Genomic DNA, 25,966 nt, shown 5'->3' on the forward strand with positions numbered 1-25,966 from the left:
GACTGACGGGGGGAATCATTCCAGCCCGCCGTCCGCCGATGAAAGTCACCCCGGGTGACTGTGACCAGCCTGCTACCCGCGGCCGCCGGCCGGGCCCTCGGGCGCGCGCGTCCCGCGACGTGGGACGGGTGCCCTCGGCCCGGCGACCGACGGGTAGCGTGGGAGTCACCATGAACGCATCGCCCTTGGCCGCTGAGCCCCTCCCCGCCGCCCAGCCCCGGACCGCGGACGAGCGCACCCTGCTCGTCAAGGTGTTCGGCAAGGACCGCCCCGGCATCACCGCCGGCCTCTTCGCCACCCTGGCCGGCTTCGGCGTCGACGTGATCGACATCGAGCAGGTCGTCACCCGCGGCCGCATCACGCTGTGCGCCCTGGTCACCCCGCCCCACGCGCCCGGCGCCGAGGGCGGCCTGCGGGCCACTGTGCACCGCTGGGCCGAGGAGCAGAAGCTTCAGGCCGAGATCCTCTCCGGCATCGGCGACAACCGGCCGCGCCGTGAGGGCCGTTCGCACGTGACGGTGCTCGGCAACCCGCTGACCGCCGCCGCCGTGTCCGCGCTGACCTCCCGGATCACCGCGGCGGGCGGCAACATCGACCGCGTCTTCCGCCTCGCCAAGTACCCGGTGACGGCGGTCGAACTGGCCGTCTCCGGTGTGGCCACCGAGGAGCTGCGGGCCGAGCTGGCCCAGGAGGCGGCCACCCAGCGGGTGGACGTCGCGGTGGTGGCCTCCGGGCTGGAGCGCCGGGCCAAGCGCCTGATCGTGATGGACGTGGACTCCACGCTGATCCAGGACGAGGTGATCGAGCTGTTCGCCGCCCACGCGGGCTGCGAGGAGCAGGTGGCCGAGGTGACGGCGGCGGCGATGCGCGGCGAGCTGGACTTCGCCGAGTCGCTGCGCGCCCGGGTCGCCCTGCTGGCCGGGCTGGACGCCTCGGTGACCGAGAAGGTCCGCGCGGAGGTCCGCTTCACCCCGGGCGCGCGCACCCTGATCCGCACCCTGCAGCGCCTGGGCTTCCAGGTCGCGGTGGTCTCCGGCGGCTTCACCCAGGTCACCGACCACCTGGTGGAACAGCTGGGGCTGGACTTCGCGGCGGCCAACACCCTGGAGGTGGTGGACGGGAAGTTCACCGGCCGGGTGGTCGGCGAGATCGTGGACCGGGCCGGCAAGGCCCGCTGGCTGGCCCGCTTCGCCGAGCAGGCGAAGGTGCCGCTGGAGCAGACGGTGGCGATCGGCGACGGCGCCAACGACCTGGACATGCTGAACGCGGCCGGCCTGGGGGTGGCCTTCAACGCCAAGCCGGTGGTGCGCGAGGCCGCCGACACCGCGGTGAACGTGCCCTTCCTGGACACCGTGCTCTACCTGCTGGGCATCACCCGCGAGGAGGTCGAGGCGGCCGACGGCCTCCCGATCGAGTAGTCAGCCGATCGAGTGGCTCCGAGCCGGGCCTGCGGACGTACCTGAGGGGCGCGCGGATCGATCCGCGCGCCCCTCACGTGTGGGTCGGCCGTCAGTCCTGCGGCGTGTGGTACGAGACCAGCTCGGCCACGCCCGGCTCGACGCCCTTCCACGAGCCGCTGAAGCTGAGGACCGCGATCGCCGCCGTCGGGAAGCCGCCCAGGCGCAGCCGCTCCAGCGCGTCCCGGTCGCCGGCGTCCCCGGCCAGCACCTGGGTCAGGCCCAGCACCCCGGGGTTGTGGCCGACCAGCACCACGTCCGCGTACTCCTCCGGGGTCTCCTGGAGGACGGCGATGATCTGGCCCGGGCTGGCCTCGTAGATCCGGTCCTCGTACACCGTCTTGCGGGTCCGCTTGGGCAGCTCGTGCGCCGCCAGCTTCCAGGTCTCACGGGTGCGCAGAGCGGTGGAGCAGAGCACGAAGTCGGGGTTGATGCCGGAGTCGGCCATCCAGCGGCCGGCGTCCGGGGCCTGATGGCGGCCCCGGTCGGCCAACGGCCGCTCGTGGTCGTCCACGCCGTTCGGCCAGTCGGCCTTGGCGTGGCGGAGAACGATGATCCTGCGGGGCGTGTCGGCGCTCATACCCAGCAAGCTTGGCAGAAAAGCGGCCCGGGGGCGCGACGCCCCCGGGCGCCGCCACTCCCCGGGGCGTCAGCCCATCGAGGTGGCGACGGTGGCGATGATCGCCACCAGCACGACGATGGCGGCGAAGGCGAGGGCGATGCGGCCGAGCTGCTTGCGGCCGTCGGTGGGATTCGGGTCGAGAACGGGCATGTCGGGAATTCTTCCATCCCGAACACGCCCGTCCTCCGCTGGCCCCACCGCCTTGGTCAGGCCTTGACCCGCCGCTCGGCCGGGCGGACCGCCTCGTCCTCGATGTGCCGGGCCCGCGCGGCCCGCAGGCCGAACAGCATCTGCGGCACCAGCAGCAGCGCCAGGAAGCCCAGCGGCCCGTACCACTGGCCGGTGGCCTGGTAGATCCGGCCGACCAGGATCGGGCCCGGGATGGAGATCAGGTAGCCGACGCCCTGGGCGAAGGCGGACAGCTGCGCCACCCCGCCCGCCGTCCGGGCGCGCAGCCCGATCATGGTCAGCACCAGCGGGAAGGCGCAGTTGGACAGGCCCACCAGGACCGCCCAGATCCACGCGCCCCCAGCCGGGGCGAGCGCCAGACCGGCGTAGCCGGCGATGCCGCAGGAGGCCAGCACCACGACGAACAGCCGCTGGTCACCGCGCCGGGCGGCCAGGTTGGGCAGCACGAAGGAGACCGGCACGCCGATCACCATGGTGACCGCGAGCAGCACTCCGGAGGTGCCCTTGTCGACGCCGGCGTCCTGGAAGATCTTCGGCAGCCAGCCCATCACCACGTACGCGCCGGTGGCCTGGAGGCCGAAGAAGCAGGCCATCGCCCAGGCGGTGCGGCTGCGGGTGATCGGCAGCTTGGCGGGGGCGGCGGAGCCGCCCGCCCGATCGCCGCGCTCGCGCCTGGACACCAGCAACGGCAGCCAGAGCAGCAGCGCGAGTGCGCCCAGGGCGGCCCAGATGCCCAGGCCGTAGCGCCAGTCGCCGCCGAGCGCGCCGGTCAGCGGCACGGTGACGGCGGCGGCCAGCGCGGTGCCCGCGGACAGCGCCATGGAGTACAGGCCGATCATCGGACCGACCTTCTCCGGGAAGTACCGCTTGATCACCACCGGCAGCAGCACGTTGGACACCGCCACGCCGGCCAGCGCGAGCGCGGTGAGCAGCAGGAACACCGCGGTGCCGCCGGCGAAGGAGCGGGCCAGCACGCCCGCGGTGATCGCGCCCATCCCGGCGGTGACCACCGCGATCGGGCCGATCCGGCGGGCCGCCGCGGGGGCGGCGAAGCCGAACAGCGCGAAGCACAGCGAGGGGACGGCGGTGAGCAGTCCGGCCAGGGTCGGGTTCATCCCGAGGTCGGCGCGGACCTGGTCGAGCAGCGGCCCGAGGCTGGTGACCACGGGGCGCAGGTTGACGGCGGCGGCGGCGATCGCGACGGCGAACAGCACGCCGAGGTACCTGGCGGGGGTGGAGGGCCGCTCGGTCTGCGGCCGGGCCTCGGTTCGTCGGGAGGCGGTGATGTCTGCTGCGGGAGGCATGTGGGCCATCATAGAATGATGGGATGAATTGATGCACCTTGGAATTGGCATGATGTGCCGACCGTTCATCCACCGGTCACCTCCCTCCGGGGGGCCACCCACCCCGTAGTCGCAAGGAGTCCCCGTGGCGCTGTCCTCGCCGAGGCGCACCCCGCTGTCCGACCAGGTGATCGCGCAGCTGCGCGCCCAGATCACCTCCGGGGAGTGGCCCGTCGGCTCGCGCATCCCCACCGAGGCCGCCCTGGTCGAGCAGCTGGGGGTCGCCCGCAACACCGTCCGCGAGGCCGTCCGCGCCCTCGCCCACAACGGGCTGCTCGACATCCGCCAGGGCTCCGGCACGTACGTGCTCGCCACCAGCGAGCTGGCCGGGGTGATGCACCGCCGCTTCGCCGACGCCGACCAGGCCCAGGTCGCCGAGCTCCGGGCGGCCCTGGAGACCTCCGCGGCCGGCCTGGCCGCCGTCCGCCGCACCGACCGCGACCTCGAACTGCTGGAGGCCGCGCTGGAGCGGCGCGAGGCCGCCTGGCGCTCCGGCGACGCCGAGGACTTCGTCCAGGCCGACGCCGCCTTCCACCAGGTCGTGGTGGCCGCCGCCCACAACGACGTACTGCTGGCCGTCTACTCCGACCTCGGCGAGGTCACCCGCGCGCACCTGCGCAACGACGTCGGCCCCGAGCTGATCGCCGAGCGCTACATCGGCCACGACACCATCCGGGACGCCATCCGGGACCGCGACGCCCAGCGCGCCTCGGTCGAGGCCGGCCGGGCCATCGGCGCCTGCGCGACCGCCGAGGCCTGACCGGCCGGGTGACTCGCCCGCTCGCCGGAAAACGCCGCTGCCCGGCACCCCCTCCTCGGGGGTGCCGGGCAGCGGCGGTGCCGGACGGTCAGGCGCCGATGGCGTGCAGACCGCCGTCCACGTGGATGATCTCGCCGGTGGTCTTCGGGAACCACTCCGACAGCAGCGCGACGATGGCGCGGCCGGCCGGCTCCGGGTCGCTCAGGTCCCACTTCAGCGGGGAGCGGTGGTTCCAGGTGTCGGCCAGGTCGCCGAAGCCCGGGATGGACTTGGCGGCCATCGAGCCGAGCGGGCCGGCCGAGACCAGGTTGCAGCGGATGTCCCGCTCGCCCAGGTAGCGGGCCAGGTAGCGGTTGGTCGCCTCCAGCGCGGCCTTGGCCGGGCCCATCCAGTCGTACTGCGGCCAGGCGAACTGCGCGTCGAAGGTCAGGCCGACGACCGCGCCGCCGTCCTGCATCAGCGGCAGCAGCGCCATGGTCAGCGACTTCAGCGAGTACGCCGAGACGTGCATCGCGGTGGCCACGGACTCCCACGGGGTGTCCAGGAAGTTGCCGCCCAGCGCGTCCTGCGGGGCGAAGCCGATCGAGTGGACGATGCCGTCCAGGGTCGGCAGGGTCTCCCGGACCTGGTCGGCGATGCCGGCCAGCTGCTCCGGGTTGGAGACGTCCAGCTCCAGCACCTTGACCGGCTTCGGCAGCTTCTTGGCGATCCGCTCGGTCAGGCTCGGGCGCGGGAAGGCGGTGAGAATGATCTCCGCGCCCTGCTCCTGCGCGAGCTTGGCGGCGTGGAACGCGATGGAGGACTCCATCAGCACGCCGGTGATCAGGATCCGCTTGCCTTCGAGGATTCCACTCATGATCAGTGACCCATGCCCAATCCGCCGTCGACGGGAATGACGGCTCCGGTGATGTACGCGGCCTCGTCCGACGAGAGGAACCGCACGGTGGAGGCGACCTCGGCGGGCGCCGCGTAGCGGCCCAGCGGCACGCCCGAGACGATCTCCGCGCGGCGCTCGTCGCTGAGCACGGCGGTCATGTCGGTGTCGACGAAGCCGGGGGCGACCACGTTGACGGTGATGTTGCGCGGGCCGAGCTCGCGCGCCAGCGAGCGGGCGAAGCCGACCAGGCCGGCCTTGGAGGCGGCGTAGTTGGCCTGGCCCGGCGAGCCGGAGAGGCCCACCACGGAGGAGATCAGCACCACGCGGCCCTTCTTGGCCCGCATCATCAGCTTCGACGCGCGCTTGACCACCCGGAAGGTGCCGGTCAGGTTGGTGTCGACGACGGAGGTGAAGTCCTCCTCGGACATCCGCAGCAGCAGGGTGTCGTTGGTGATGCCGGCGTTGGCGACCAGCACCTCGACCGCACCGTGCTTCTGCTCGATCTCGGTGAAGGCGGCGTCGACCTGGGCGGCGTCCGTGATGTCGCAGCGCACCGCGAGGACGTCGAACTTGGCCAGCGCCTCGGGCACCTCACCCGAGCGGCTGGTGATGGCCACCTTGTCGCCTGCCTCGGCGAAGGCCTGGGCGATCGCGAGGCCGATGCCCCGGTTTCCTCCGGTGACGAGAACCGAGCGGCTCAACGATCCACCTCTCTCCGTGTGTGAGCGCGTACGTCGGAATGCGTACGCAGTGTGACGCTATCGGGCGGTCGGCGGCGGCGACGAATCGGGCTCCCACAGCGCCGCACCGGCGGAACTGTCGCAATCCGACAATCCGCACCCGCAGCACCGGGCGTCCCGGGGCCGTGCGCCGCAGGCCGGGGCCCCGCCCGGATCGGGGTGGGCTGTCCGGGAACAACACGGGCGGGTGTGCCCGTTGCCCCCCTGGTGCGAACCGCCCCGGGACCGGCCGTACCCTTCCCCCGAAGAGTCCCGGCGAGGAAACGAAGGCAGGGCGCATGACCAAGGTACGGCCAGGGAGCACCCACCGACGCGGACGACTGCTCGCCCTCACCGCCCTGGCGGCGGGCCTGGGCGCGACCGCCTGGTCGCTGCGCGACCTGCCCGCGGCGTTCGGGCGCCGCCCCGACGGCGAGCGCGAGGAGCGGGTGCGCAACTCCCCCCAGTACCGCGACGGCGTCTTCCACAACGCGCCGTCCACCCTGGCCCGGGCCGCCGGCGCCCCGGACTTCGACCGCGACACCGTCCGCCGGATGCTGTTCGAGCGCGAGGGCCGCGTCCCGGCCCACCCGGTGCCCACCGTGCGCCCCGCCCCCGCCACCGGCCCGGCCGCCGAGGGCGTGGAGATCACCTGGTACGGCCACGCCTCCGCGCTGGTGGAGATCGAGGGCTCGCGCGTCCTGCTCGACCCGGTCTGGAGCGACCGCTGCTCCCCCTCCGCCCACGTCGGCCCCAAGCGGCTGCACCCGGTGCCGGTCGAGCTGGAGGAACTGCCGCCGGTCGACGCGGTGCTGATCTCGCACGACCACTACGACCACCTCGACATGGCCACCGTCAAGCGCCTGGTGCGCAGCCAGTCCGCGCCCTTCGCGGTGCCGCTGGGCATCGGCGGCCACCTGCGCCGCTGGGGCGTCCCCGAGCACCGGATCATCGAGCTGGACTGGGACGAGACCTGCACCCTGGGCGAGCTGGTGCTCACCCTCACCTCCGCGCACCACTTCTCCGGCCGCGGCCTGACCCGCAACACCACCCTGTGGGGCTCCTGGGTGATCGCCGGCCCGCGCCGCAAGGTCTTCTACACCGGCGACTCCGGCTACTTCGAGGGCTACGCCCGGATCGGCGAGCAGCACGGCCCCTTCGACGCCGCCCTGGTGCAGATCGGCGCGTACGACGCGGCCTGGGCGGACATCCACATGACCCCCGAGGACGCCGTCCTCGCCCACCGGGACCTCCGGGCCGGACTCCTGCTGCCGGTCCACTGGTGCACCTTCAACCTGGGCCTGCACCGGTGGGCCGAGCCGATCGAGCGGCTGCTCAAGGAGGCCAAGACCCAGGCCGTGCCACTCGCCGTCCCACGCCCCGGCGAGCGGGTCGACGTGGACAACCCGCCGGAGCTGGACGGCTGGTGGGAGGCCGTCGCCTGACGGCACGGAAGGCCCCTGGCCGAAACCGCAACGCACCGGGCCGAATACGCTGGCCGGAAACCCCGTGGACGGGAAATGATGCGGTGCGGACGCCCCTGCGGCGCCCGCACCGCCACCCTCCGCGACCTGGGAGCCCGATTGCCTCCGATCCCTCCGGCCGACACCGCCGGCGCCGCGCGCGAGCGCGCCGTCGACCCGCTGTTCCTCGCCCTCCCGCTGCGTTCCCTCGCCGACGCCGCCCTCAGCCGGGCCCGTGAACTGGGCGCCGGTCACGCCGACTTCCGCCTGGAGCGGGTCCGCAGCGCCTCCTGGCGGCTGCGCGACGCCCGTCCGGCCGGCACCTCGGACAGTGTGCAGCTGGGCTTCGCCGTCCGGGTGCTGCTGGACGGCGCCTGGGGCTTCGCCGCCGGGGTGGACCTCACCCCCGAGGCCGCGGCGAAGGTCGCCGCCCAGGCCGTCGCGGTGGCCCGGCTCTCCGGCGGGATCAGCCGGGCGGCCGGCTCCACCGAGCGGGTCGAGCTGGCCGACGAGCCCGTCCACCGGGACGTCACCTGGGTCTCCGCGTACGAGGTCAACCCCTTCGAGGTGCCGGACGCCGAGAAGACCGCCCTGCTCGCCGAGCGCAGCTCCCGGCTGCTGGCCGCCCCCGGCGTCTCGCACGTCCAGGCCGCCCTGCTGACGGTGCAGGAGAACAAGTTCTACGCCGACACCGCGGGCACCATGACGACCCAGCAGCGGATCCGGCTCTACTCCGACCTGGAGGCCACCTCGGTCGACGAGCGCACCGGCGCCTTCGACTCGATGCGCACCCTGGCCCCGCCGGTCGGCCGTGGCTACGAATTCCTCACGGGAGTCCCGGGGTCGTCCCCCGACGGACGCGGCCTGACCGGCGGCGGGTGGGACTGGGACGCGGAGCTCGCCGAACTGCCCGTCCTGCTGGCCGAGAAGATGAAGGCCCCGAGCGTCCGGGCGGGCCGCTACGACCTGGTCATCGACCCGTCCAACCTCTGGCTGACCATCCACGAGTCGATCGGCCACGCCACCGAGCTGGACCGCGCGCTCGGCTACGAGGCCGCCTACGCCGGCACCTCCTTCGCCACCTTCGACCAGCTCGGCAGCCTCCGCTACGGCTCCGACCTGATGCACGTCACCGGCGACCGCACCGCCGAGCACGGCCTGTCCACCATCGGCTACGACGACGAGGGCGTCGCCACCCAGTCCTGGGACCTGATCAGGGACGGCGTCCTGGTCGGCTACCAACTCGACCGCAGCATGGCCAGGTTGAAGGGCTTCGAGCGCTCCAACGGCTGCGCCTTCGCGGACTCCCCCGCGCACGTCCCGGTCCAGCGGATGGCCAACGTCTCGCTCCAGCCCGCCGCCGACGGCCCCGACACCGAGGGCCTGTTCGCCGGGGTGGAGAACGGCCTGTACATCGTCGGAGACCGTTCGTGGTCAATCGATATGCAAAGGTACAACTTCCAGTTCACCGGCCAGCGCGCCTACGCCATCAAGAACGGCGAACTCGCGGGCCAGGTCAAGGACTTCGCCTACCAGGCCACCACCACCGACTTCTGGGGCTCGATGGCGGCGGTCGGCGGCCCGCAGACCTACGTCCTCGGCGGTGCCTTCAACTGCGGCAAGGCCCAGCCCGGTCAGGTCGCGGCGGTCAGCCACGGCTGCCCGTCGGCGCTGTTCCGCAACGTCAACGTGCTCAACACCCAGCAGGAGGCGGGTCACTGATGTCCGCGATGCAGCCCCACGAACTCGTCGAGCTGGCACTCGGCCTCTCCCGCGCCGACGGCTGCGTGGTGATCGCCGACGAGGAGTCCACCGCCAACCTGCGCTGGGCCGGCAACGCCCTGACCACCAACGGCGTCACCCGCGGCCGCCGCCTCACCGTGATCGCCACCGTGGCCGGCGCCGAGGGCACCGCCTCCGGCGTGGTCTCCCGCGAGGCCGTCACCGCCGAGGACGTCGAGGGCCTGGTCCGGGCCGCCGAGGAGGCCGCCCGCGCGGCCGGTCCCGCCGAGGACGCCCAGCCGCTGGTCGCCGACCGGCCGCCGTCCCCGGACTTCACCGCGCCGCCCGCCGAGACCTCGATCGAGGTGTTCGACGCCTTCGGCCCGGCCCTCGGCGCGGCCTTCGCCCGCGCCGCCGCCCAGGGCGAACTGCTCTACGGCTTCGCCCGGCACGAGGTCACCACCAGCTACCTGGGCAGCTCCACCGGCCTGCGGCTGCGCCACGACCAGCCCACCGGCATGGTCGAGATCAACGGCAAGACGGCCGACCTCACCGGCTCGGCCTGGGTCGGCGCCGCCACCCGGGACTTCACCGACATCGACGTCCCGGCCCTGCACGCCGAGCTCACCAAGCGGCTCGGCTGGGGCGCCCGCAAGGTCGACCTGCCGGCCGGCCGCTACGAGACGCTGCTGCCGCCCTCGGCCGTCGCCGACCTGATGATCTACCTCCACTGGTCCTCCGGCGGCCGGGACGCCCACGAGGGCCGGACGGTCTTCTCCAAGCCCGGTGGCGGCACCCGGGTCGGCGACAAGCTCTCCGGCCTGCCGCTGACCCTGCGCGCCGCCCCGGACGAGCCCGGCCTGGAGGCCGCCCCGTTCGTGCTGGCGCACAGCTCCGGCGGCGACGTCTCGGTCTTCGACAACGGCGCGCCGATCACCGCCACCGACTGGATCCGCGACGGCGTGCTGACCGAGCTGATCACCAGCCGCCACGCGGCCGGCCTCACCGGCCTGCCGCTGCGCCCGGCGGTCGACAACCTGGTGCTGGAGACGGCCGACCAGGAGTCCGCGCCGACCCTGGACGAGATGATCGCCCGCACCGAGCGCGGCCTGCTGCTCACCTGCCTCTGGTACATCCGCGAGGTGGACCCGGCGACGCTGCTGCTCACCGGCCTCACCCGGGACGGCGTCTACCTGGTGGAGAACGGCGAAGTGGTCGGCGCCGTCAACAACTTCCGGTTCAACGAGTCCCCGGTCGACCTGCTCGGCCGGATCACCGAGGCGGGCCGCACCGAACGCTGCCTGCCCCGCGAGTGGAGCGACTACTTCACCCGCACCGCGATGCCACCCGTGCGTGTCGCGGACTTCAACATGAGTTCGGTCAGCCAGGCCTCATAGCCGCTGGCCAACGGGGGGATACCGAGAACATGATGGACGAGAAGCGGCTGGTCAGGTCGAGCAAGATGCTGTCGCGCATCCTGCGCCACGAGCCGGAGCTGGTGGGCATCACCCTGGACGGCTCCGGCTGGGTCCGGGTCGAGGTCCTGCTCGACGCCCTCGCGGCGAAGGGCAGGCCGCTCTCCAGGGCCGAGCTCGACCACGTCGTGGCCACCAACAACAAGCGCCGCTTCGGCTTCTCGCCGGACGGCCTCTCCATCCGCGCCAACCAGGGCCACACGGTGGCGGTCGACCTCGGTCTGACCGCCACCGTGCCACCCCACGTGCTCTACCACGGCACCGCCGACCGCCACCTGGCGTCGATCTTCCGCGAGGGCCTGCGCCCGATGACCCGGCAGGACGTGCACCTCTCGGCGGATACCGAGACCGCGACCCGGGTCGGCGCCCGGCACGGCCGCCCGGTGGTGCTGACCGTCAACGCGGCCGCGATGGCGGCGGCCGGCCACGAGTTCCGGCTCAGCGAGAACGGCGTCTGGCTCACCGACGCCGTACCCCCGCAGTACCTCTCCCGGCGCTCCTGACGGCCGATAGGCCCGTACGGCCCTCCTACCACGCCCGACCGGGTGGGCCCCGCCCACCCGGTCTCGTCGTCCCCGGCGCCCGGGCGTACCGTGAGGAGGCCGCGCGGCACGGCGCGCGGGTGCGTGGACGAGGGCGGTAGGACACATGGGCAAGAGCGCCGAGGACGGGCAGGTCTACCGGATCACAGGGGCGCGCAGCAGCCTCACCGAGGACGTCCGGGGACGCCAGCGCCGCTACGTCATCTCGATGCTGATCCGCACCCTCTGCGTGCTGCTCGCGGTGGCGCTGTGGGACGTCCAGCGCTGGCTCGCCTTCGCGGCGCTGGCGGGCGGCGTGCTGCTGCCGTACTTCGCGGTGCTGGTCGCCAACGCGGGCCGGGAGCGGGCGCCGTCGCTGCCGAGCACCTTCGACTTCCCCTCGGAGACGCCGCTGATGCTCGGCCCGGGTGGTACGGGAGGGGCCGGTGCGCCCGCTGGTACAGGACAGGCAAAGACCGCCGGCACCGAAAGTTCACAGGGCACGGACTGACCGTCCGCTTCACGGTGGTTGAGCCCGAATCGGCTGAGCAAAAGCTCAGAAGAAGCTCAGATTAATCATGCAAGACCTCCCCATCCGAGGGTCTCGGCGTGACATACTGCGTACGCGCTCCGCATCCCCCGTCGGAGCGACGGACCGACGCCGGGCGGCTCCCCCCGTGGCTGCCCGGCGTCGCCATGCCCGGATCCCGACGGGCCCGGACGGCGCGCCGCGGCGGCGTGACAGACTGGCGGCGACGACGCACCCGCCGAGCACCGAGGACGGCCCCCCGATGGACACCCCGCAGACCCCGATCTGCTCCGCCAAGGGCTGCCGGGCGGACGCCCGTTGGGTGCTGGTGTGGAACAACCCCAAGCTGCACACCCCGGACCGCCGCAAGACCTGGCTGGCCTGCGAGGAGCACCGCGAGCACCTGTCCCAGTTCCTGGGCGTGCGCGGCTTCCTCAAGGAGGTCGTCGCCTTCGCCGACTGGGCGCCCGAGGAGGGCTAGCCGCCGATCGCCGACATCGGCCGGTCGGGCTGGTGGAACTCCGGGTCGTCGATCCCGGCCCCGGCCTTCTTGCCCCACATCGCTGCCCGCCACAGCGCGGCCAGCTCCGCGTCGTCCGCCCCCGAGCGCAGCGCGGTGCGCAGGTCGGTCTCCCCGGTCGCGAAGAGGCAGTTGCGCACCTGCCCGTCGGCGGTCAGCCGGGTCCGGTCGCAGGCCCGGCAGAACGGCCGGGTGACGGAGGCGATCACGCCGACCCGGCCCGGACCGCCGTCCACCACCCAGCGTTCGGCGGGGGCCGCGCCCCGGCGCGCGGACGGCTCGGGGGTGAGCTCGAAGCGGGCGCCCAGCAGGTCGAGGATCTCGCCCGCGGTGACCATCGACGAGCGGTCCCAGCCGTGCTGGGCGTCCAGCGGCATCTGCTCGATGAAGCGCAGCTCGTAGCCCCGCTCCAGGCACCAGGCCAGCAGGTCGGCCGCCTCGTGGTCGTTGACCCCGCGCATCAGCACCGCGTTCAGCTTCACCGGCGCCAGTCCGGCCGCCTCGGCGGCGGTCAGCCCGTCCAGCACGTCCTGGTGGCGGTTGCGGCGGGTGAGCGTGCGGAACACCTCGGGGTCGAGGGTGTCCAGCGAGACGTTGACCCGGTCCAGCCCGGCCTCGCGCAGCGCGGTGGCCGTGCGGGCCAGTCCGATGCCGTTGGTGGTCAGCGACAGCTCGGGGCGCGGTTCCAGGTCCGAGCAGGCGGCCACGATGGCGACCAGTCCGGGGCGCAGCAGCGGCTCGCCGCCGGTGAAGCGGACTTCGCGCACGCCCAGGTCGCCCACGGCCAGGGTGACCAGCCGGACGATCTCCTCGTCGGTCAGCAGGTCGGGCTTGGCCAGCCACTGCAGGCCCTCCTCGGGCATGCAGTACGTACAGCGGAGGTTGCACCGGTCGGTCAGGGAGACCCGCAGGTCGACGGCCTGTCGTCCGAAGGTGTCGAGCAGCACGTGGCTTCCCTTCCCGAGTAGCGGCCGGCTTCCGGGGAAAGCAGCCGGCCCGGCCACCGTCGCGGCGGGGCCGGGCCAGCATAGTCATGCCGCAACGATCAGTGGGCGCCCAGCCCGGTGAGCGAGCGGACCTCCAGTTCAGCGTACTTCGCCGGATCGGGGCGTTCCTTGGACAGGAGGGTGCCCAGCCAGCCGGCCAGGAAGCCGATCGGGATGGAGACCAGGCCGGGGTTCTCCAGCGGGAACCAGTGGAAGTCGGAGTGCGGGAAGAGCGAGGTCGTCCTGCCCGAGACCACCGGGGAGAAGACGACCAGCAGCACCGAGCTGATCAGGCCGGCGTAGACCGAGCTGACCGCGCCGGTGGTGGTGAAGCGCCTCCAGAACAGCGAGTACAGCAGCGTCGGCAGGTTCGCGGAGGCCGCCACCGCGAAGGCCAGGGCGACCAGGGCGGCGGTGTTGAGCTTGTCCGCGTAGAGGCTGAGCACGATCGAGACCGCGCCGATCCCGACGGCCGCCCACTTGGCCGAGCGCACCTCCTCCCGTTCGCCGGCCTTTCCGCGCCGGATCACATTGGCGTACAGGTCGTGCGCGAAGGAGGCGGAGGAGGCCAGGGTGAGCCCGGCGACCACGGCCAGGATGGTGGCGAAGGCGACCGCCGAGATCACCGCGAGCAGGATGGCCCCGCCGGTGCTGCCACTACCGCCGCCGAGCGCCTCGGCCAGCTGAGGGGCGGCCGTGTTGCCGGCCGCGTTGGCCGCCTTGATCTGCTTGGAACCGACCAGCGCCGCCGCGCCGAAGCCGAGCGCCAGGGTCATCAGGTAGAAGACGCCGATGATGCCGATCGCCCAGAGCACCGACTTCCGGGCCGCCTTGGCGGTGGGCACGGTGTAGAAGCGGACCAGGATGTGCGGCAGGCCGGCGGTGCCGAGGACCAGCGCGATGCCGAGGCTGATGAAGTCGAGCTTGGCGGTGCCGGTGCCGTACTTCTGCCCGGGTTGGAGGAAGGCCTCGCCCTTGCCGCTGGCGCTCGCCGCCGCGCCGAGCAGTTCGGAGGGGTTGAAGTGGTACTTGGCCAGCACCAGGACGGTCATCAGCGCGGCGCCGGCGATCAGCAGCACGGCCTTGACGATCTGCACCCAGGTGGTGCCCTTCATCCCCCCTATCACCACGTAGATGATCATCAGCGCGCCGACCGCGACGACGGTCCAGCGCTTGGCGGCGTTCCCCTCGACCCCGAGCAGCAGGGCCACCAGCGTCCCGGCTCCGACCATCTGCGCCAGCAGGTAGAAGATCGACACCACGATGGTGGACACGCCCGCGGCGGTGCGCACCGGGCGCTGGCGCATCCGGAAGGCGAGCACGTCCGCCATGGTGAACCGGCCGGAGTTGCGCAGCGGCTCGGCGATCAGCAGCAGGGCGACCAGCCAGGCGACCAGGAAGCCGATCGAGTACAGGAAGCCGTCGTACCCGGCCAGCGCGATGGTGCCCGCGATGCCGAGGAAGGAGGCGGCGGACATGTAGTCGCCGGAGATGGCCAGGCCGTTCTGGAAGCCGGTGAAGCCGCGCCCGCCCGCGTAGAAGTCGGCGGCACTGCGGTTCTGCCGCCCGGCCCACAGGGTGATGGCCAGGGTGGTCAGCACGAAGAGCCCGAACAGGGCCATCGTCAGCCCGCGGTGATCGGTGGCGGAGCTCGCGAGCGAGGTCATTCGGCGGCCTCCCGGGGAGCGTGGACGACGGCGCCGTGGGCCTCGCGGATCGCGGCGGCGGGCGGGTCGATCCGCCGGTCCGCGTAGCGGGCGTACCAGCCGGCGATGGCGAAGGTGGTGGCGAACTGCAGCAGCCCCAGCACCAGGGCCACGTTGATGTGCCCGAGGACCTTGGTGGCCATCAGGCCGGGGGCGTAGCAGGAGAGCAGGACGTACAGCAGGTACCAGAGCACGAAACCGATGGTGACCGGGAAGGCGAAGCTCCGAAACGAGCGCCGCAGGGTACGGAACTCCTCGCTGTCGTCGATGAGTTGGACTTCCGTGACGGTAGTGGCGATCGGCGGCGAATCCACTCTGTCTCCTCACTCCTTCGATGTGGCGGTCACACGAGGGAAAGAATCAAACGTGAGGGGCGTCACATTCCTCGTGCGCGCCGCGCAATGCTAGGAGCGTCGCGCCCACCCCGGAAGGGGTTGACCGCGATCAGCCGGTCGTTCACCCCCTCGCATCATCCAATTGGCCGAAAATCACCCCCTCTCGTCACTCATGGATCCGGCCGCGGCAACCGAAAAGGGCGGCACCGTCCAACGGTGCCGCCCTTGTTGACGAAACGTCAGAAAGCGATCCGGACCTTCAGTGCGGAGCGGTCGTCCATCGCCCGGTAGCCGTCCGGGACGCCGTCCAGGTCCACCGTCCGGTCGAAGACCAGGCCCGGCTCGATCGCGCCCGAGAGCACGTCCGGCAGGAGCTCGGGAATGTACGCCCTGGCCGGCGCCACGCCACCGTTGAGCGAAACGTTTCGGCCGAACATCTGACCGATGTCGACGCCCGCGCTGCCGCCGTGCGGCACGCCCACGTAGCCGACCGCGCCGCCGTCCCGGGTGATCGAGATCGCCGTCCGCATCGACTCCTCGGTGCCCACCGCCTCCAGCACCGCGTGCGCGCCCAGGCCGCCGGTCAGCTCCTTCACCGCCTCGATCGCGGCCTCGCCGCGCTCGGCCACCACGTCCGTCGCCCCGAAGCGCCGGGCCAGGTCGGTCCGGGCGGGGTGTCGGCCCAGCGCGATGATCCGGCCCGCGCCCAGCCGGTTCGCCGCCAGCACGCCGCACAGGCCCACCGCGCCGTCGCCGACCACCGCGACCGTCGCGCCCGGGCGCACCCGCGCCGACACGGCCGCGTGGTGCCCGGTGGACATCACGTCGGACAGCGCCAGCAGCCCCGGCAGCAGTTTCTCGTCACCCGCCGCCTCCTTGGGCAGCTTCACCAGCGTCCCGTCCGCGAACGGCACCCGGACCGCCTCGCCCTGGCCGCCGTCCGAGCCGACCTGCCCCCAGAAACCGCCGTGCGGGCAGGACGTCTGCAGCCCTTCGAGACAGAACTCACAGACGCCGTCCGACCACACGAAGGGGGCGACCACCAGGTCGCCCTTCGCGAAGCCGCGGACCTCGGCGCCGACCTCCTCGACCACGCCCAGGAACTCGTGCCCGATCCGCTGCCCGGCCACCCGCTCGGCCACCCCGCGGTAGGCCCACAGGTCACTGCCGCAGATGCAGGCGTTCACCACCCGCAGCACCACGTCCGTCGGGTGCTGGATCACCGGGTCCGGTACCTCTTCGATCCGGATGTCGTTCGGTCCGTGGATCACCGTGGCGCGCATGCGTTCTTCCTCACACAAATCCGACCGAGCGGCCGGAAACGATCTCGACCAGATGTACGACACCCCCGCCGACCACTCTATTCCGGCCGCCCGACCGGAACATTCCGACCGGACCCCGCCGACCCGCCCCTTATCCTGTTGGACCATGCAACCGATCCAGCCCGAGACGTACGGCGCGCCGCGGACCGCCCCGGTCCCCGCCCAGCGCTCCGCCGCCCCCGCCGAGGGCTTCGCGGTCGTCGACGTCGAGACCACCGGTCTCGGCCGCTCCGACCGCGTCATCTCGGCGGGCGTCTACCAGCTGGACCAGGACGGCGAGGTCACCGACCACTGGTACACCCTGGTCAACCCCGAGCGGGACCCGGGCCCGGTCTGGATCCACGGCCTCACCGCCGAACTGCTCTCCGGCGCGCCGACCTTCCCCGAGATCGCCGACGAGTTCGCCGCGCGCCTGCGGAACCGCGTACTGGTCGCGCACAACGCGCTCTTCGACTGGAACATGATCTCCCGCGAGTTCTCCCGGGCCGGCCGCCGCGCGCCCGTCGAACAGCGGCTGTGCACCATGGTGCTCTCCCGCGACCTGCGCCTGCCGCTGCCCAACGGCAAGCTCGCCTCGCTCGCCGCCCACTTCGGCGTCCAGCAGCGCCAGGCCCACAACGCCCTGGACGACGCCCGGGTGCTCGCCGAGGCCTTCCGCCCCAGCCTCCGCCTGGCCCGCCTGGCCGGCCTCCCGCTGCCGCTGCAGACCTGCGTCGCGGTCACCGACCTCGGCGAGGACGAACCCGCCACCCCCGGCCGCAGCAACTGGACCGGCTCCCAGTACCGCCAGGCCAAGAAGCGCCCGCCCTGCCCGTACCCCAACCCGGGGCGCTGGGAGGACGGCAAGCCGCTGGTGCAGGGCATGCGGGTGGCCTTCACCGGGGACACCGCCACCGACCGCGAGGTGCTGGAGGACCGCGCCGTCGAGGCCGGCCTGCACATCGCCACCTCGGTCAGCCGGCTCACCAGCCTGCTGGTCACCAACGAGCCGACCAGCTGGAGCGGCAAGGCCCGCAAGGCCCGCGACGTCGGCACCCCGATCGTCACCGAGGACGCCTTCCTCCAGCTGCTGCGCGATGTGGCCCCGCACCCCGGTGCGTGAGCCCGGTGTGAGGTCGGCGTACCGTTCCCATGTGTACCGATTTCTGCTGACCCGCCAGTGGCTGATCACCCTGCTGATCGCGCTGCTGCTGATCCCCGCGACGATCAAGCTGGGCTTCTGGCAGCTGCACCGCCACGAGGCGCGGGTGGCCCGGAACGAGCTGGTCGGCAAGGCCCTCACGGCGCCGCCGGTGCCGTTCGACAGCCTGTCCGCGGCTCCCGGCGCCGCGGTGCCGTCCGCCCTCACCTGGCACGCCGTGACGGCGACCGGACAGTACGACCCGGCACACGAGTTCGTGGTCCGCAAGCGGACCGACTCCAACGGCACCCTCGGCTACTTCGTCGTCACCCCGCTGAAGCTCTCCGACGGGAAGGGCACCGTGCTGGTCAACCGCGGCTGGGTCCCCTCCGGCGACGGCGCCACCGAGTACCCGCCCGTCCCGGCCGCCCCGACCGGCGAGGTCACCCTCACCGGCCGGCTGCGGGCCGACGAGACCACCGGCAGCAGCGGCGGCTGGGTCAAGGACCGGGCCGGTCTCCCGGCCCGCCAGTTCAACCTGATCAACAGCGAGCAGCAGTCCAAGGAGGCCGGCACCCCCCTCCTCGGCGGCTACCTGGAGCTCACCGCCACCGCCCCGGCCCCGGCCGACCAGCCCGAGCTGATCCCCGAGCCCAACCACTCGGACATCGGCCCGCACATGGCCTACGCCATCCAGTGGTGGCTGTTCACCGCGATGATCCCGGTCGGCGTCTGGGTGCTCGTCCGCCGCGAGGCCAAGGACCGCGCCAAGCAGGCCGCCGAGCCCGAGGTCGAGCCCGACGCCCTGCCCGCCTGAGGCCGGGACCCCGACAGCGCCGGAGGCCGTACAGCCGCAGGACGTTCGGCCGAAGGACGCTCGACCGAAGGACGTTCTAGAGGACGTCCTCCAGCTCCCGCAGCAGCCGCGCCTTCGCCCGGGCACCCACCACCGACCGCACCGGCTGCCCGCCCCGGAACAGCATCAGCGTCGGCATCGACAGCACCCCGTACGCCGCCTGGGTCCTGGGGTTGTGGTCCACGTCGACGCTCACCACCCGCAGGCGGTGGGCCTCCTCCCGCGCGACGTCCGCCAGCACCGGCGCCATCATCCGGCACGGCGGGCACCAGTCCGCCGTGAAATCCACCAGCACCGGCCCCTCGGCCGCCAGCACCTCCGCCGCGAAGGTCTCGTCCGTCACCGCCGGAACACCGTCGATCCGCACCATCGTCTACTCCTCCGTCAGTTCACACAGGGGCGGCTGCTCGGAGACCGCGAGTTCGTCCCGCGCCCGGACGGCCCGGGCGAACTGCCCGGCCACCTGCTCGCGCACCTCCTGGAGCCGCCCGATGCACTCGTCCAGTTCGGCGAGCTTGCGCCGGTAGACCTCCAGCGAGGCCGGGCAGGAGTCCCCGTCCGGATGCCCGGCCCGCAGGCACTCCACGAACGGCCTGGTCTCCTCCAGGCCGAAGCCGAAGTCCTGGAGCGTCCGGATCTCCCGCAGCAGCCGCAGGTCCCCCTCGTCGTACGCCCGGTACCCGTTGCCCGCCCGCCGGGCCGGCAACAGCCCCAACTGCTCGTAGTACCGCAGCGCCCGCGTGGTCGTCCCCGCCCGCTCCGCCAACTCCCCGATCCGCACGCCGAACCACTCCTCCCGAACAGCCGGTTCCGACCGTAAACCTTCCCCCGGACGTCAACGCCAGTGCGAATCCGCAGGCCCGGGGCCAGCCGGACGGGCCCCCGCCCGGCAAGATGTCCCCATGGATCTCGGACTGAAGAACAAGGCCTACATCGTCACCGGCGCCACCCGGGGCCTCGGCCTCGCCGCCGCCCGCGAACTCGTCGCCGACGGAGCCCACGTGCTCGTCAGCGGCCGCACCCAGGAGGCCGTCGACGCCGCCGTCGCCGAACTCGACACCCTCGGCAGCGCCCACGGCCTGGTCGCCGACAACGCCGCCCCGGACACCGCCGAGCGCCTGGTCGCCGAGGCGAACCAGCGCTTCGGCCGCTTCGACGGCATCCTGATCAGCGTCGGCGGCCCCCAGGCCGGCCCGGTCGGGACCACCCCCGAGTCCGCCTGGCGCGACGCCTTCGAGTCCGTCTTCCTCGGCGCCCTGCGCCTCGCCCGCACCGCGGCCGCCACGCTGCCCTCCGGCGGTGTGATCGGCTTCGTGCTCTCCAGCTCCGCCCGCCAGCCGATCCCCGGCCTCGGCATCTCCAACGGCCTGCGCCCCGGACTCGCCATGGCCGCCAAGTCCCTCGCCGACGAGCTCGGCCCGCGCGGCATCCGGGTGCTCGGCCTGCTCCCCGGCCGGATCGACACCGACCGGGTCCGCGAGCTCGACGCCCTCGCCCCCGACCCGGAGGCCGCCCGCACCGCGGCCTCCGCCGCCATCCCGCTGCGCCGCTACGGCACTCCGGAGGAGTTCGGCAAGGTCGCCGCGTTCCTGCTCTCCCCCGCCGCCTCCTACCTGACCGGCCTGATGGTCCCCGTCGACGGCGGCGCCCTCCGCTCGCTCTGACCTACTCCAGCTCCCGGTGCCCCCGCCGACGACCGCGGCGCCGCTTCCCGGCGGGGGCCTCCTGCAGCACCCGGATCCGCAGCTCGGCCGGCAGGTCCGCCAGCCCCAGGCTCCGGACGGCGTCCGCCCGGGGCCCGTCCTCGAAGTGCTCCACCAGCCCCACCGGATCCCCGCCCGGCGTCAGCCGCACGGCCCCGCGCAGCCGGGGGTGTCCGGGCGCGCGCACCAGCCGGACCCCCGCCCGCTCGACCTCCGGCAGCACCGCCGTGCCCTGCTCCAGCGCCTCCTCCAGCGCCCGGGCACCCACCTTCAGCCGCAGCCCGCCCGCCCCCGGGGTCGGCACGTCGATCCCGGGCAGCCCGGTCCGCCGCAGCTGCGCGACCAGCCACCAGGCCGTTCCCACCAGCAGCACCGACAGACCGCCGATCACCGTCGGCCACCACCAGGAGGACCCCACCCAGCGCCCGCGGGAGCGCGCGCTGACCACCGGCTGGTCCGGCGAGGTCAGCGGCCACCAGGCCGGCGGGTGGACGCCCAGCCGCCGGTACAGGTCCAGCCCGCCCGCCAGCACCAGCACCCCGGCCCCCAGCAGCACCGCCCCAGCCAGCCCCAGCAACACCCGGTTGACGACCGTCCGCCTCACCCCGCCGCCTCCTTCGCCTGGTCGGCCGGCTGATCGGGAGCCTGGTCGGCCGGCTGATCGGGCGCCTGATCGGGCGCCTGGTCGGCCGGCCCTCCGGCCGACCCGCGCCAGGACCGCACGTCCAGCCGCAGCGGCCGCGCCAGTCCCACCCGCTGCAGTTCCTCCCGCAGCTGCCGCTGCACCACCGCCGGATCCACCGGCCCGCTCACCGACACCCGCACCCGCCGCCGCCCGACCTTGATCCGCAGCCGGTCGATGCCGGTCAGCCCGGCGGCCCGGTCCGTCAGCAGGTGCCCGATCCCGGCCCGCTCGATCGCCGCCTCCGTCCCCCCGTACGGCCGTAGGACGAGCCACCGCCGCAGCCCGGGCGCGATCGCCAGCCACAGCAGCCACCCGCCCAGCAGGGTCGAGACCCCGGCCCCGACCAGCACCCACAGGTCGTCCAGGTGACGCGTCGCCAGCTCGTCCGCGATCTGGGCCCGCCACCGCCGGGCCGGCTGCCCGGCCCGCACCGCGATCACGTCGTACAGCAGTGCCCCCGCCGTCACCAGCACCGCCGTGGCGACCAGCGCCGCCGGTGCCGCCCGGCCCGCGCGCAGCCGGGGCACCCGCAGCGCCGGGCCGGCCTCCCGGTCCCGGCTCACCACGCTCCCCCGGCGACCAACTTCTCGACCACCACGACCACTTCGGACACTCTCGTCCCGGTCAGCCCGAGCACCTGCGCCGCCACCCGGTCCCGTACGCCGCGGGCGAGGCCCGCGAGGTCGGCGGGGAAGGGCGCGTCGACGGCCACCCGCACGGTCACCGTGCTGCCCGGCCTGGCCACCGACACCCGGGGCGGGGCTCCCTTCGCCGACCGCCCGGCCCACGCCTCGGAGAGCACGTCCCGGGCCGCCTTCCCGGCGATCCGCGCGTACACCCGGTCGGCGACCCGCAGCCGCCCCCGGCGGGCCGCACCGGGGGCGGGGGCGGGCGCGGGAACCGAGGCCCCCATCAGCGCCGCCGGTCACGGCCACGGAGCAGGTCCCCGAGGTCGCCCAGATCGATGTCGCCCTCCAGCAGCCGCCCGGCCACGAAGCCGACCAGCCCGAGCGCCGCCACCAGCAGGAACGCCGCGAACCCGCCGAAGTACCCGGCGAAGCCGAGGGCCATGCCCACCACGAGGCCGACGATGGCCAGGTTCATCCGCTACTCCCTCGTGCTCCGCCGGACGTCACTTGAGCTTGGGCCGCTGCCCGGACGCCGGCTCCGGCTCCGCTTCCTCCTCGAACTCCGGTTCGTCCGGGAGGTGGACGTCGTTGACCGCAATGTTGACCTCGACAACCTCCAGGCCGGTCATCCGCTCGACCGCGTCGATGATGTTCTCCCGCACCTGGCGGGCGAGTTCGGGGATCACCACGCCGTACTCCACCACCAGGGCGATGTCGATCGCGGTCTGCTTCTCGCCCACCTCGGCCTTGATCCCGCGGCCGACGCTGGGCCTGCCGCCGGGCACCCGGTCCCGCATCGCGCCGAAGGTGCGGGCCAGCCCGGAGCCCAGCGCGTGGATGCCGGAGACCTCCCGGGCGGCCATCCCGGCGATCTTCTCCACCACGCCGACGGCCAGCGCCGTCCGGCCGCGCTCACCGGTCGGCTGTCCACCGCCCCCGCCCGCCCCCGGCCCGGGCGCGGTCCTGGCCCCGGCGGGCGGTCCGGGCGTCGGCGCACCACCGGGGTTCTTGTGCATGGTCGCGGGCGTCGGAGTGTCAGGCATGGGGCGCATCTCCCTCGTAGCGGCTCCAGCTATATCGCAGACCTCCCCAACTCTGGCATTTCGCCACGTCCCCCGCCCGCCGAGCGCGCTCCCGCCGCCGCCCCCGGACACGCCGGAGGCCCGGCCCCGGGCTCTCCCGGGGCCGGGCCTCCCAGCGAGGACCGGCGTTCAGTCGCCGATGCCCGCGAGCTCCCGCAGCCGCCGCGCCTGCGCCGCCCGTTCGGCCGAACGCTGCTCGTCGTACGACCGTCCGGAGGCGCCCTGCAGCAGCGCCTTGGTCTCGGTGACGGCCCCGCGGGGAGCGGCCAGCAGGGCGGCGGCGAGGTCCCGGGCGGCCGAGTCCAGCTCCGCGCCGGGGACGGCCAGGTTGGCCAGCCCGATCGCGGCGGCCTCCTCCGCGCCGACCCAGCGGCCGGTCGCGCAGATCTCCAGCGCCCGGGCGTAGCCGACGAGTTCGACCAGCGGCTTGGTGCCGGCCAGGTCGGGGACGAGCCCGAGCGAGGTCTCCTTCATCGCGAACTGGACGTCGTCGGCGACCACCCGCAGGTCACAGCCGAGCGCGAGCTGGAAGCCCGCCCCCACGGCGTGGCCCTGGACGACGGCGATGGAGACCAGGTCCGCGCGGCGCCACCAGGTGAAGGCCTCCTGGTACGCGGCGATGGCGTCGTCCAGCTCCTTGTCCGCGGAGCCGGCCAGCTGCAGGAAGGTGGGCTCGCCGGGGATGCCCTCGGGGGTGAACATGGCCCGGTCCAGCCCGGCGGAGAAGGAGACCCCCTCGGCGCGCAGCAGCACCACCCGCACGCTGCCGGGCAGTTCGCGCCCGGCCTGGGCGAGGGCCCGCCAGAGTGCGGGCGACTGGGCGTTGCGCCGCTTGGGCTGACAGAGGGTGACGACGGCGAGTTCGCCGTCGACCTCCAGGCGGACGCCGTCCCGCTCCCAGCTCGGGGCCTGCGGGTCGGTGGCGGGGGCGGTCATGCGGGAACCTCCGGTGGCGGGGGACGTGGCTACCGGAGAGTAACAAACCTGGGCGCGAACGGGCAGGGCCCGGGGCCCGGAAAGATCGGAGCGGGAAGGGGGGCCGAGAGTCCGGACATGACGATCGGCGGCCGGTCCACTCGACCCGAGGGTGGACGCCCGGCTGGGTCAGCCGTCGTCTCCTCGGCCGGCGTCCTGCCGCCGCGCCATCCAGCTCAGGGCCGACGGACCGTCAGGAACCGGCCGCGGCAGTCGCCTTGTTCTTGCCCCGCGTGGCACCACCGCGGCCCCGGAGGATCACTCCGGACTCGCTCAGCATCCGGTGCACGAAGCCGTACGAACGACCGGTCTCCTCCGCGAGAGCGCGAATGCTCGCCCCGGAGTCGTACTTCTTCTTGAGATCGGCCGCGAGCTTCTCACGCGCGGCACCGGTCACCCGGCTGCCCTTTTTCAGAGTCTCGGCCACCCGTGCCTCCTCGTAGCGTTGCTCGGTCAGATTCCCATGATCACCCATCGACCGCGTCCTGGCCACCCATTCGACAAGGTCGATGTCGCAAATGCGTGGTCCTGCGGTGGTGATCCGAGTGCATCGGGGCGCTCACGCAGAGTGCACGCCCCCGGGTGGGTGCCGCCGAGTGCCGAGAAAGAGCTGATCAGCAGTGTCGGCCCGACCACGATCGAGTGGCGGGCCGACAGGAAGTGCTTAAACGGAATCCGGGTCTTCTTCATTCCCGGACACGCCGAAAGGACTAGATTTTCTGGTCCGAAAAGCGGATGGGGCGTCTACTTCCAGTCAGGCCAGCGAGACCAGATCGGCGTACGAGGGGTTCCACAGGTCCTCCACCCCGTCGGGCAGCAGGATGATCCGCTCCGGGTCGAGCGCCTCGACCGCGCCCTCGTCGTGGGTGACCAGCACGACCGCACCGGAGAACTCGCGCAGCGCGCCCAGGATCTCCTCGCGGCTGGCCGGGTCGAGGTTGTTGGTGGGCTCGTCCAGCAGCAGCACGTTGGCGGAGGAGACCACCAGGGTGGCCAGGGCCAAACGGGTCTTCTCCCCACCGGAGAGCACCCCGGCCGGCTTGTCCACGTCGTCGCCGGAGAACAGGAACGACCCGAGGATCTTGCGGATCTGCACCAGGTCGGTGTCCGGCGCGGCCGAGCGCATGTTCTCCAGGACGCTGCGCTCCGCGTCGAGCGTCTCGTGCTCCTGGGCGTAGTAGCCGATCTTCAGGCCGTGGCCCGGGATCACCTCGCCGGTGTCCGGCGCCTCCACCCCGGCCAGCATCCGCAGCAGGGTGGTCTTGCCGGCGCCGTTGAAGCCCAGCACGACGACCCGGGAGCCGCGGTCGATCGCCAGGTCGACGTCGGTGAAGATCTCCAGCGAGCCGTAGGACTTGGACAGGCCGCTGGCGGTCAGCGGGGTCTTGCCGCAGGGGGCCGGCTCCGGGAAGCGCAGCTTGGCGACCTTGTCGCTCGCCCGGACCTGCTCCAGGCCCGCGAGGAGCTTGTCGGCGCGGCGGGCCATGTTCTGCGCGGCCACCGTCTTGGTCGCCTTGGCGCGCATCTTGTCGGCCTGGGCGTTCAGGGTCGCGGCCTTCTTCTCGGCGTTGGCCCGCTCGCGCTTGCGGCGCTTCTCGTCGTCCTCGCGCTGCTGCTGGTACTGCTTCCAGCCCATGTTGTAGACGTCGATGGTGGAGCGGTTGGCGTCCAGGTAGAAGACCTTGTTGACGACCGTCTCGACCAGGTCGACGTCGTGCGAGATGACGATGAAGCCGCCCTTGTAGGTCTTCAGGAAGTCCCGCAGCCAGACGATCGAGTCGGCGTCCAGGTGGTTGGTGGGCTCGTCGAGCAGCAGCACGTCGGAGTCCGAGAACAGGATCCGGGCCAGCTCGACGCGGCGGCGCTGACCACCGGAGAGGGTGTGCAGCGGCTGGCCGAGGATGCGGTCCGGCAGGCCCAGCGCGGCGGCGATGGTGGCGGCCTCGGCCTCGGCGGCGTACCCGCCCTTGGTGAGGAACTCGGTCTCCAGGCGCGCGTACTTCTTCATCGCGTTGTCCCGGGTGGCGCCCTTGCCGTTGGCCATCCGGTCCTCGTTCTCGCGCATCTTCTTGAGCACGGTGTCGAGGCCGCGGGCGGAGAGGATGCGGTCCTTGGCGAGGACGTCCAGGTCGCCGGTGCGCGGGTCCTGCGGGAGGTAGCCGACCTCGCCCGAACGGGTGACCGTGCCGGCGGCGGGCAGGCCCTCGCCGGCCAGCACCTTGGTGAGCGTGGTCTTGCCGGCGCCGTTGCGCCCGACCAGGCCGATCCGGTCGCCGGCGGCGACCTTGAAGCTCGCGGACTCGATCAGGATCCGGGCACCGGCGCGCAGCTCAAGGGCGTTGGCGGAAATCATGGCTGGGACTACTCCTG

At 73.0% G+C, this 25,966-nt stretch carries 30 protein-coding genes; 11 read left to right on the plus strand and 19 right to left on the minus strand.

Going from position 1 to position 25,966, the window contains the following annotated elements; all coding sequences use genetic code 11:
- Positions 1-170: 170 nt before the first annotated feature.
- The gene (gene serB / locus ACZ6Z8_RS30615) at positions 171-1,418 is read left to right on the plus strand and encodes a phosphoserine phosphatase SerB (RefSeq protein WP_465613291.1); all 1,248 of its coding nucleotides are present in this window, start codon (positions 171-173) and stop codon (positions 1,416-1,418) included.
- A 91-nt stretch (positions 1,419-1,509) separates the two neighbouring features.
- Here the strand turns inward: serB and ACZ6Z8_RS30620 are convergent, their stop codons facing one another.
- From ACZ6Z8_RS30620 to ACZ6Z8_RS30630, 3 genes are all read right to left on the minus strand, one after another.
- A complete protein-coding gene (locus ACZ6Z8_RS30620; protein ID WP_465613292.1) occupies positions 1,510-2,037 on the minus strand; it encodes a SixA phosphatase family protein in 528 nt (175 codons plus the stop codon).
- A gap of 69 nt (positions 2,038-2,106) precedes the next feature.
- Positions 2,107-2,229: an SGM_5486 family transporter-associated protein gene (locus ACZ6Z8_RS30625; RefSeq protein WP_402829524.1), complete on the minus strand. Its 123-nt coding sequence runs from the start codon at positions 2,227-2,229 to the stop codon at positions 2,107-2,109.
- Between the two features lie 56 nt (positions 2,230-2,285).
- Entirely contained in the window at positions 2,286-3,572 is a 1,287-nt protein-coding gene (locus ACZ6Z8_RS30630) for a CynX/NimT family MFS transporter (RefSeq protein WP_465613293.1), read from the minus strand.
- Positions 3,573-3,696: 124 nt separating this feature from the next.
- Between ACZ6Z8_RS30630 and ACZ6Z8_RS30635 the strand changes: the two genes are divergently transcribed.
- A complete protein-coding gene (locus ACZ6Z8_RS30635; RefSeq protein ID WP_465613294.1) occupies positions 3,697-4,371 on the plus strand; it encodes a FadR/GntR family transcriptional regulator in 675 nt (224 codons plus the stop codon).
- Positions 4,372-4,459: 88 nt separating this feature from the next.
- On the opposite strand, the gene fabI is transcribed toward ACZ6Z8_RS30635, so the two are convergent.
- Positions 4,460-5,227 (minus strand): enoyl-ACP reductase FabI, encoded by a 768-nt coding sequence (gene fabI, locus ACZ6Z8_RS30640; RefSeq protein WP_380412844.1) that lies wholly within the window; start codon positions 5,225-5,227, stop codon positions 4,460-4,462.
- Positions 5,228-5,229: 2 nt separating this feature from the next.
- Positions 5,230-5,949 (minus strand): 3-oxoacyl-[acyl-carrier-protein] reductase, encoded by a 720-nt coding sequence (gene fabG, locus ACZ6Z8_RS30645; RefSeq protein WP_402829517.1) that lies wholly within the window; start codon positions 5,947-5,949, stop codon positions 5,230-5,232.
- Positions 5,950-6,266: 317 nt separating this feature from the next.
- On the opposite strand from fabG, the gene ACZ6Z8_RS30650 reads away from it, so the two are divergent.
- The 6 genes from ACZ6Z8_RS30650 (at position 6,267) to ACZ6Z8_RS30675 (ending at position 12,158) form a co-directional block, all read left to right on the plus strand.
- A complete protein-coding gene (locus ACZ6Z8_RS30650) occupies positions 6,267-7,412 on the plus strand; it encodes an MBL fold metallo-hydrolase (RefSeq protein WP_465613295.1) in 1,146 nt (381 codons plus the stop codon).
- A gap of 138 nt (positions 7,413-7,550) precedes the next feature.
- Positions 7,551-9,152, plus strand: coding sequence for a TldD/PmbA family protein (locus tag ACZ6Z8_RS30655; RefSeq protein ID WP_465613296.1), 1,602 nt, complete (start codon positions 7,551-7,553; stop codon positions 9,150-9,152).
- On the plus strand, positions 9,152-10,549 hold the full coding sequence (locus tag ACZ6Z8_RS30660; RefSeq protein WP_465613297.1) for a metallopeptidase TldD-related protein: 1,398 nt from the start codon (positions 9,152-9,154) through the stop codon (positions 10,547-10,549). Before ACZ6Z8_RS30655 ends, ACZ6Z8_RS30660 begins: the two co-directional genes overlap by 1 nt.
- A 32-nt stretch (positions 10,550-10,581) precedes the next feature.
- Positions 10,582-11,130, plus strand: coding sequence for an RNA 2'-phosphotransferase (locus tag ACZ6Z8_RS30665; RefSeq protein WP_465613382.1), 549 nt, complete (start codon positions 10,582-10,584; stop codon positions 11,128-11,130).
- 145 nt (positions 11,131-11,275) lie between these two features.
- Positions 11,276-11,659, plus strand: coding sequence for a DUF3099 domain-containing protein (locus ACZ6Z8_RS30670; RefSeq protein WP_465613298.1), 384 nt, complete (start codon positions 11,276-11,278; stop codon positions 11,657-11,659).
- A gap of 280 nt (positions 11,660-11,939) precedes the next feature.
- The gene (locus ACZ6Z8_RS30675) at positions 11,940-12,158 is read left to right on the plus strand and encodes a hypothetical protein (protein WP_465613299.1); all 219 of its coding nucleotides are present in this window, start codon (positions 11,940-11,942) and stop codon (positions 12,156-12,158) included.
- Here the strand turns inward: ACZ6Z8_RS30675 and moaA are convergent.
- The 4 genes from moaA to ACZ6Z8_RS30695 all read right to left on the minus strand — a co-directional run bounded on the left by moaA (position 12,155) and on the right by ACZ6Z8_RS30695 (position 16,507).
- Complete coding sequence (gene moaA, locus ACZ6Z8_RS30680; protein WP_465613300.1) at positions 12,155-13,144, minus strand: GTP 3',8-cyclase MoaA; 990 nt, start codon at positions 13,142-13,144, stop codon at positions 12,155-12,157. The two genes, ACZ6Z8_RS30675 and moaA, sit on opposite strands and share 4 nt — an antisense overlap.
- 98 nt (positions 13,145-13,242) lie before the next feature.
- Complete coding sequence (locus tag ACZ6Z8_RS30685; protein ID WP_465613301.1) at positions 13,243-14,850, minus strand: solute symporter family protein; 1,608 nt, start codon at positions 14,848-14,850, stop codon at positions 13,243-13,245.
- Positions 14,847-15,203: a DUF485 domain-containing protein gene (locus ACZ6Z8_RS30690; protein ID WP_465613302.1), complete on the minus strand. Its 357-nt coding sequence runs from the start codon at positions 15,201-15,203 to the stop codon at positions 14,847-14,849. The genes ACZ6Z8_RS30685 and ACZ6Z8_RS30690 overlap by 4 nt, the downstream gene beginning before the upstream one ends.
- A 260-nt stretch (positions 15,204-15,463) precedes the next feature.
- Positions 15,464-16,507, minus strand: coding sequence for a zinc-dependent alcohol dehydrogenase family protein (locus ACZ6Z8_RS30695; RefSeq protein ID WP_465613303.1), 1,044 nt, complete (start codon positions 16,505-16,507; stop codon positions 15,464-15,466).
- 145 nt (positions 16,508-16,652) lie between these two features.
- Here ACZ6Z8_RS30695 and ACZ6Z8_RS30700 point away from each other — a divergent pair, with 145 nt between their 5' ends.
- A complete protein-coding gene (locus tag ACZ6Z8_RS30700) occupies positions 16,653-17,648 on the plus strand; it encodes a DEDDh family exonuclease (RefSeq protein ID WP_465613304.1) in 996 nt (331 codons plus the stop codon).
- Between the two features lie 31 nt (positions 17,649-17,679).
- Positions 17,680-18,483, plus strand: coding sequence for an SURF1 family cytochrome oxidase biogenesis protein (locus ACZ6Z8_RS30705; protein WP_465613305.1), 804 nt, complete (start codon positions 17,680-17,682; stop codon positions 18,481-18,483).
- A gap of 76 nt (positions 18,484-18,559) precedes the next feature.
- Here the strand turns inward: ACZ6Z8_RS30705 and trxA are convergent, their stop codons facing one another.
- Together trxA and ACZ6Z8_RS30715 are read right to left on the minus strand one after the other, a co-directional pair.
- Positions 18,560-18,892: a thioredoxin gene (trxA, locus tag ACZ6Z8_RS30710; protein WP_465613306.1), complete on the minus strand. Its 333-nt coding sequence runs from the start codon at positions 18,890-18,892 to the stop codon at positions 18,560-18,562.
- A gap of 3 nt (positions 18,893-18,895) precedes the next feature.
- The gene (locus tag ACZ6Z8_RS30715; RefSeq protein ID WP_465613307.1) at positions 18,896-19,303 is read right to left on the minus strand and encodes a MerR family transcriptional regulator; all 408 of its coding nucleotides are present in this window, start codon (positions 19,301-19,303) and stop codon (positions 18,896-18,898) included.
- Between the two features lie 121 nt (positions 19,304-19,424).
- Between ACZ6Z8_RS30715 and ACZ6Z8_RS30720 the strand changes: the two genes are divergently transcribed.
- The gene (locus ACZ6Z8_RS30720) at positions 19,425-20,186 is read left to right on the plus strand and encodes an SDR family oxidoreductase (protein WP_465613308.1); all 762 of its coding nucleotides are present in this window, start codon (positions 19,425-19,427) and stop codon (positions 20,184-20,186) included.
- 1 nt (position 20,187) lies between these two features.
- On the opposite strand, the gene ACZ6Z8_RS30725 is transcribed toward ACZ6Z8_RS30720, so the two are convergent.
- The 8 genes from ACZ6Z8_RS30725 to ACZ6Z8_RS30760 all read right to left on the minus strand — a co-directional run bounded on the left by ACZ6Z8_RS30725 (position 20,188) and on the right by ACZ6Z8_RS30760 (position 25,949).
- Entirely contained in the window at positions 20,188-20,829 is a 642-nt protein-coding gene (locus ACZ6Z8_RS30725; protein ID WP_465613309.1) for an Asp23/Gls24 family envelope stress response protein, read from the minus strand.
- Positions 20,826-21,473 carry a DUF6286 domain-containing protein gene (locus ACZ6Z8_RS30730; RefSeq protein WP_465613310.1) on the minus strand — a complete coding sequence of 216 codons (648 nt, stop codon included), beginning with the start codon at positions 21,471-21,473 and terminating at the stop codon, positions 20,826-20,828. Before ACZ6Z8_RS30730 ends, ACZ6Z8_RS30725 begins: the two co-directional genes overlap by 4 nt.
- Positions 21,470-21,823, minus strand: coding sequence for an Asp23/Gls24 family envelope stress response protein (locus ACZ6Z8_RS30735; RefSeq protein WP_402829488.1), 354 nt, complete (start codon positions 21,821-21,823; stop codon positions 21,470-21,472). Before ACZ6Z8_RS30735 ends, ACZ6Z8_RS30730 begins: the two co-directional genes overlap by 4 nt.
- The gene (locus tag ACZ6Z8_RS30740) at positions 21,823-22,014 is read right to left on the minus strand and encodes a hypothetical protein (protein ID WP_380412872.1); all 192 of its coding nucleotides are present in this window, start codon (positions 22,012-22,014) and stop codon (positions 21,823-21,825) included. Before ACZ6Z8_RS30740 ends, ACZ6Z8_RS30735 begins: the two co-directional genes overlap by 1 nt.
- 28 nt (positions 22,015-22,042) lie before the next feature.
- A complete protein-coding gene (locus ACZ6Z8_RS30745) occupies positions 22,043-22,555 on the minus strand; it encodes an Asp23/Gls24 family envelope stress response protein (protein ID WP_465613383.1) in 513 nt (170 codons plus the stop codon).
- 195 nt (positions 22,556-22,750) lie between these two features.
- Positions 22,751-23,557, minus strand: coding sequence for an enoyl-CoA hydratase/isomerase family protein (locus ACZ6Z8_RS30750; RefSeq protein WP_465613311.1), 807 nt, complete (start codon positions 23,555-23,557; stop codon positions 22,751-22,753).
- 232 nt (positions 23,558-23,789) lie between these two features.
- Entirely contained in the window at positions 23,790-24,023 is a 234-nt protein-coding gene (locus ACZ6Z8_RS30755) for a helix-turn-helix domain-containing protein (protein WP_030285640.1), read from the minus strand.
- Between the two features lie 327 nt (positions 24,024-24,350).
- Positions 24,351-25,949, minus strand: a complete 1,599-nt coding sequence (locus ACZ6Z8_RS30760; RefSeq protein ID WP_402829483.1) for an ABC-F family ATP-binding cassette domain-containing protein — start codon at positions 25,947-25,949, stop codon at positions 24,351-24,353.
- Between the last annotated feature and the right edge of the window lie 17 nt (positions 25,950-25,966).

The sequence above is a fragment of the Kitasatospora sp. NPDC101108 genome (assembly GCF_055584725.1).

Bases quoted from the DNA above. Each gene is read 5' to 3' on its own strand.
- ACZ6Z8_RS30625 (WP_402829524.1), bottom strand. From the start codon at position 2,229: ATGCCCGTTCTCGACCCGAATCCCACCGACGGCCGCAAGCAGCTCGGC.
- ACZ6Z8_RS30670 (WP_465613298.1), top strand. From the start codon at position 11,276: ATGGGCAAGAGCGCCGAGGACGGGCAGGTCTACCGGATCACAGGGGCG.
- ACZ6Z8_RS30750 (WP_465613311.1), bottom strand. From the start codon at position 23,557: ATGACCGCCCCCGCCACCGACCCGCAGGCCCCGAGCTGGGAGCGGGAC.
- fabI (WP_380412844.1), bottom strand. From the start codon at position 5,227: ATGAGTGGAATCCTCGAAGGCAAGCGGATCCTGATCACCGGCGTGCTG.
- ACZ6Z8_RS30760 (WP_402829483.1), bottom strand. From the start codon at position 25,949: ATGATTTCCGCCAACGCCCTTGAGCTGCGCGCCGGTGCCCGGATCCTG.
- trxA (WP_465613306.1), bottom strand. From the start codon at position 18,892: ATGGTGCGGATCGACGGTGTTCCGGCGGTGACGGACGAGACCTTCGCG.
- ACZ6Z8_RS30660 (WP_465613297.1), top strand. From the start codon at position 9,152: ATGTCCGCGATGCAGCCCCACGAACTCGTCGAGCTGGCACTCGGCCTC.
- ACZ6Z8_RS30720 (WP_465613308.1), top strand. From the start codon at position 19,425: ATGGATCTCGGACTGAAGAACAAGGCCTACATCGTCACCGGCGCCACC.
- ACZ6Z8_RS30665 (WP_465613382.1), top strand. From the start codon at position 10,582: ATGGACGAGAAGCGGCTGGTCAGGTCGAGCAAGATGCTGTCGCGCATC.
- ACZ6Z8_RS30745 (WP_465613383.1), bottom strand. From the start codon at position 22,555: ATGCACAAGAACCCCGGTGGTGCGCCGACGCCCGGACCGCCCGCCGGG.
- ACZ6Z8_RS30630 (WP_465613293.1), bottom strand. From the start codon at position 3,572: ATGCCTCCCGCAGCAGACATCACCGCCTCCCGACGAACCGAGGCCCGG.
- ACZ6Z8_RS30700 (WP_465613304.1), top strand. From the start codon at position 16,653: ATGCAACCGATCCAGCCCGAGACGTACGGCGCGCCGCGGACCGCCCCG.
- serB (WP_465613291.1), top strand. From the start codon at position 171: ATGAACGCATCGCCCTTGGCCGCTGAGCCCCTCCCCGCCGCCCAGCCC.
- ACZ6Z8_RS30695 (WP_465613303.1), bottom strand. From the start codon at position 16,507: ATGCGCGCCACGGTGATCCACGGACCGAACGACATCCGGATCGAAGAG.
- ACZ6Z8_RS30620 (WP_465613292.1), bottom strand. From the start codon at position 2,037: ATGAGCGCCGACACGCCCCGCAGGATCATCGTTCTCCGCCACGCCAAG.
- ACZ6Z8_RS30685 (WP_465613301.1), bottom strand. From the start codon at position 14,850: ATGACCTCGCTCGCGAGCTCCGCCACCGATCACCGCGGGCTGACGATG.
- ACZ6Z8_RS30735 (WP_402829488.1), bottom strand. From the start codon at position 21,823: ATGGGGGCCTCGGTTCCCGCGCCCGCCCCCGCCCCCGGTGCGGCCCGC.
- ACZ6Z8_RS30740 (WP_380412872.1), bottom strand. From the start codon at position 22,014: ATGAACCTGGCCATCGTCGGCCTCGTGGTGGGCATGGCCCTCGGCTTC.
- ACZ6Z8_RS30675 (WP_465613299.1), top strand. From the start codon at position 11,940: ATGGACACCCCGCAGACCCCGATCTGCTCCGCCAAGGGCTGCCGGGCG.
- ACZ6Z8_RS30650 (WP_465613295.1), top strand. From the start codon at position 6,267: ATGACCAAGGTACGGCCAGGGAGCACCCACCGACGCGGACGACTGCTC.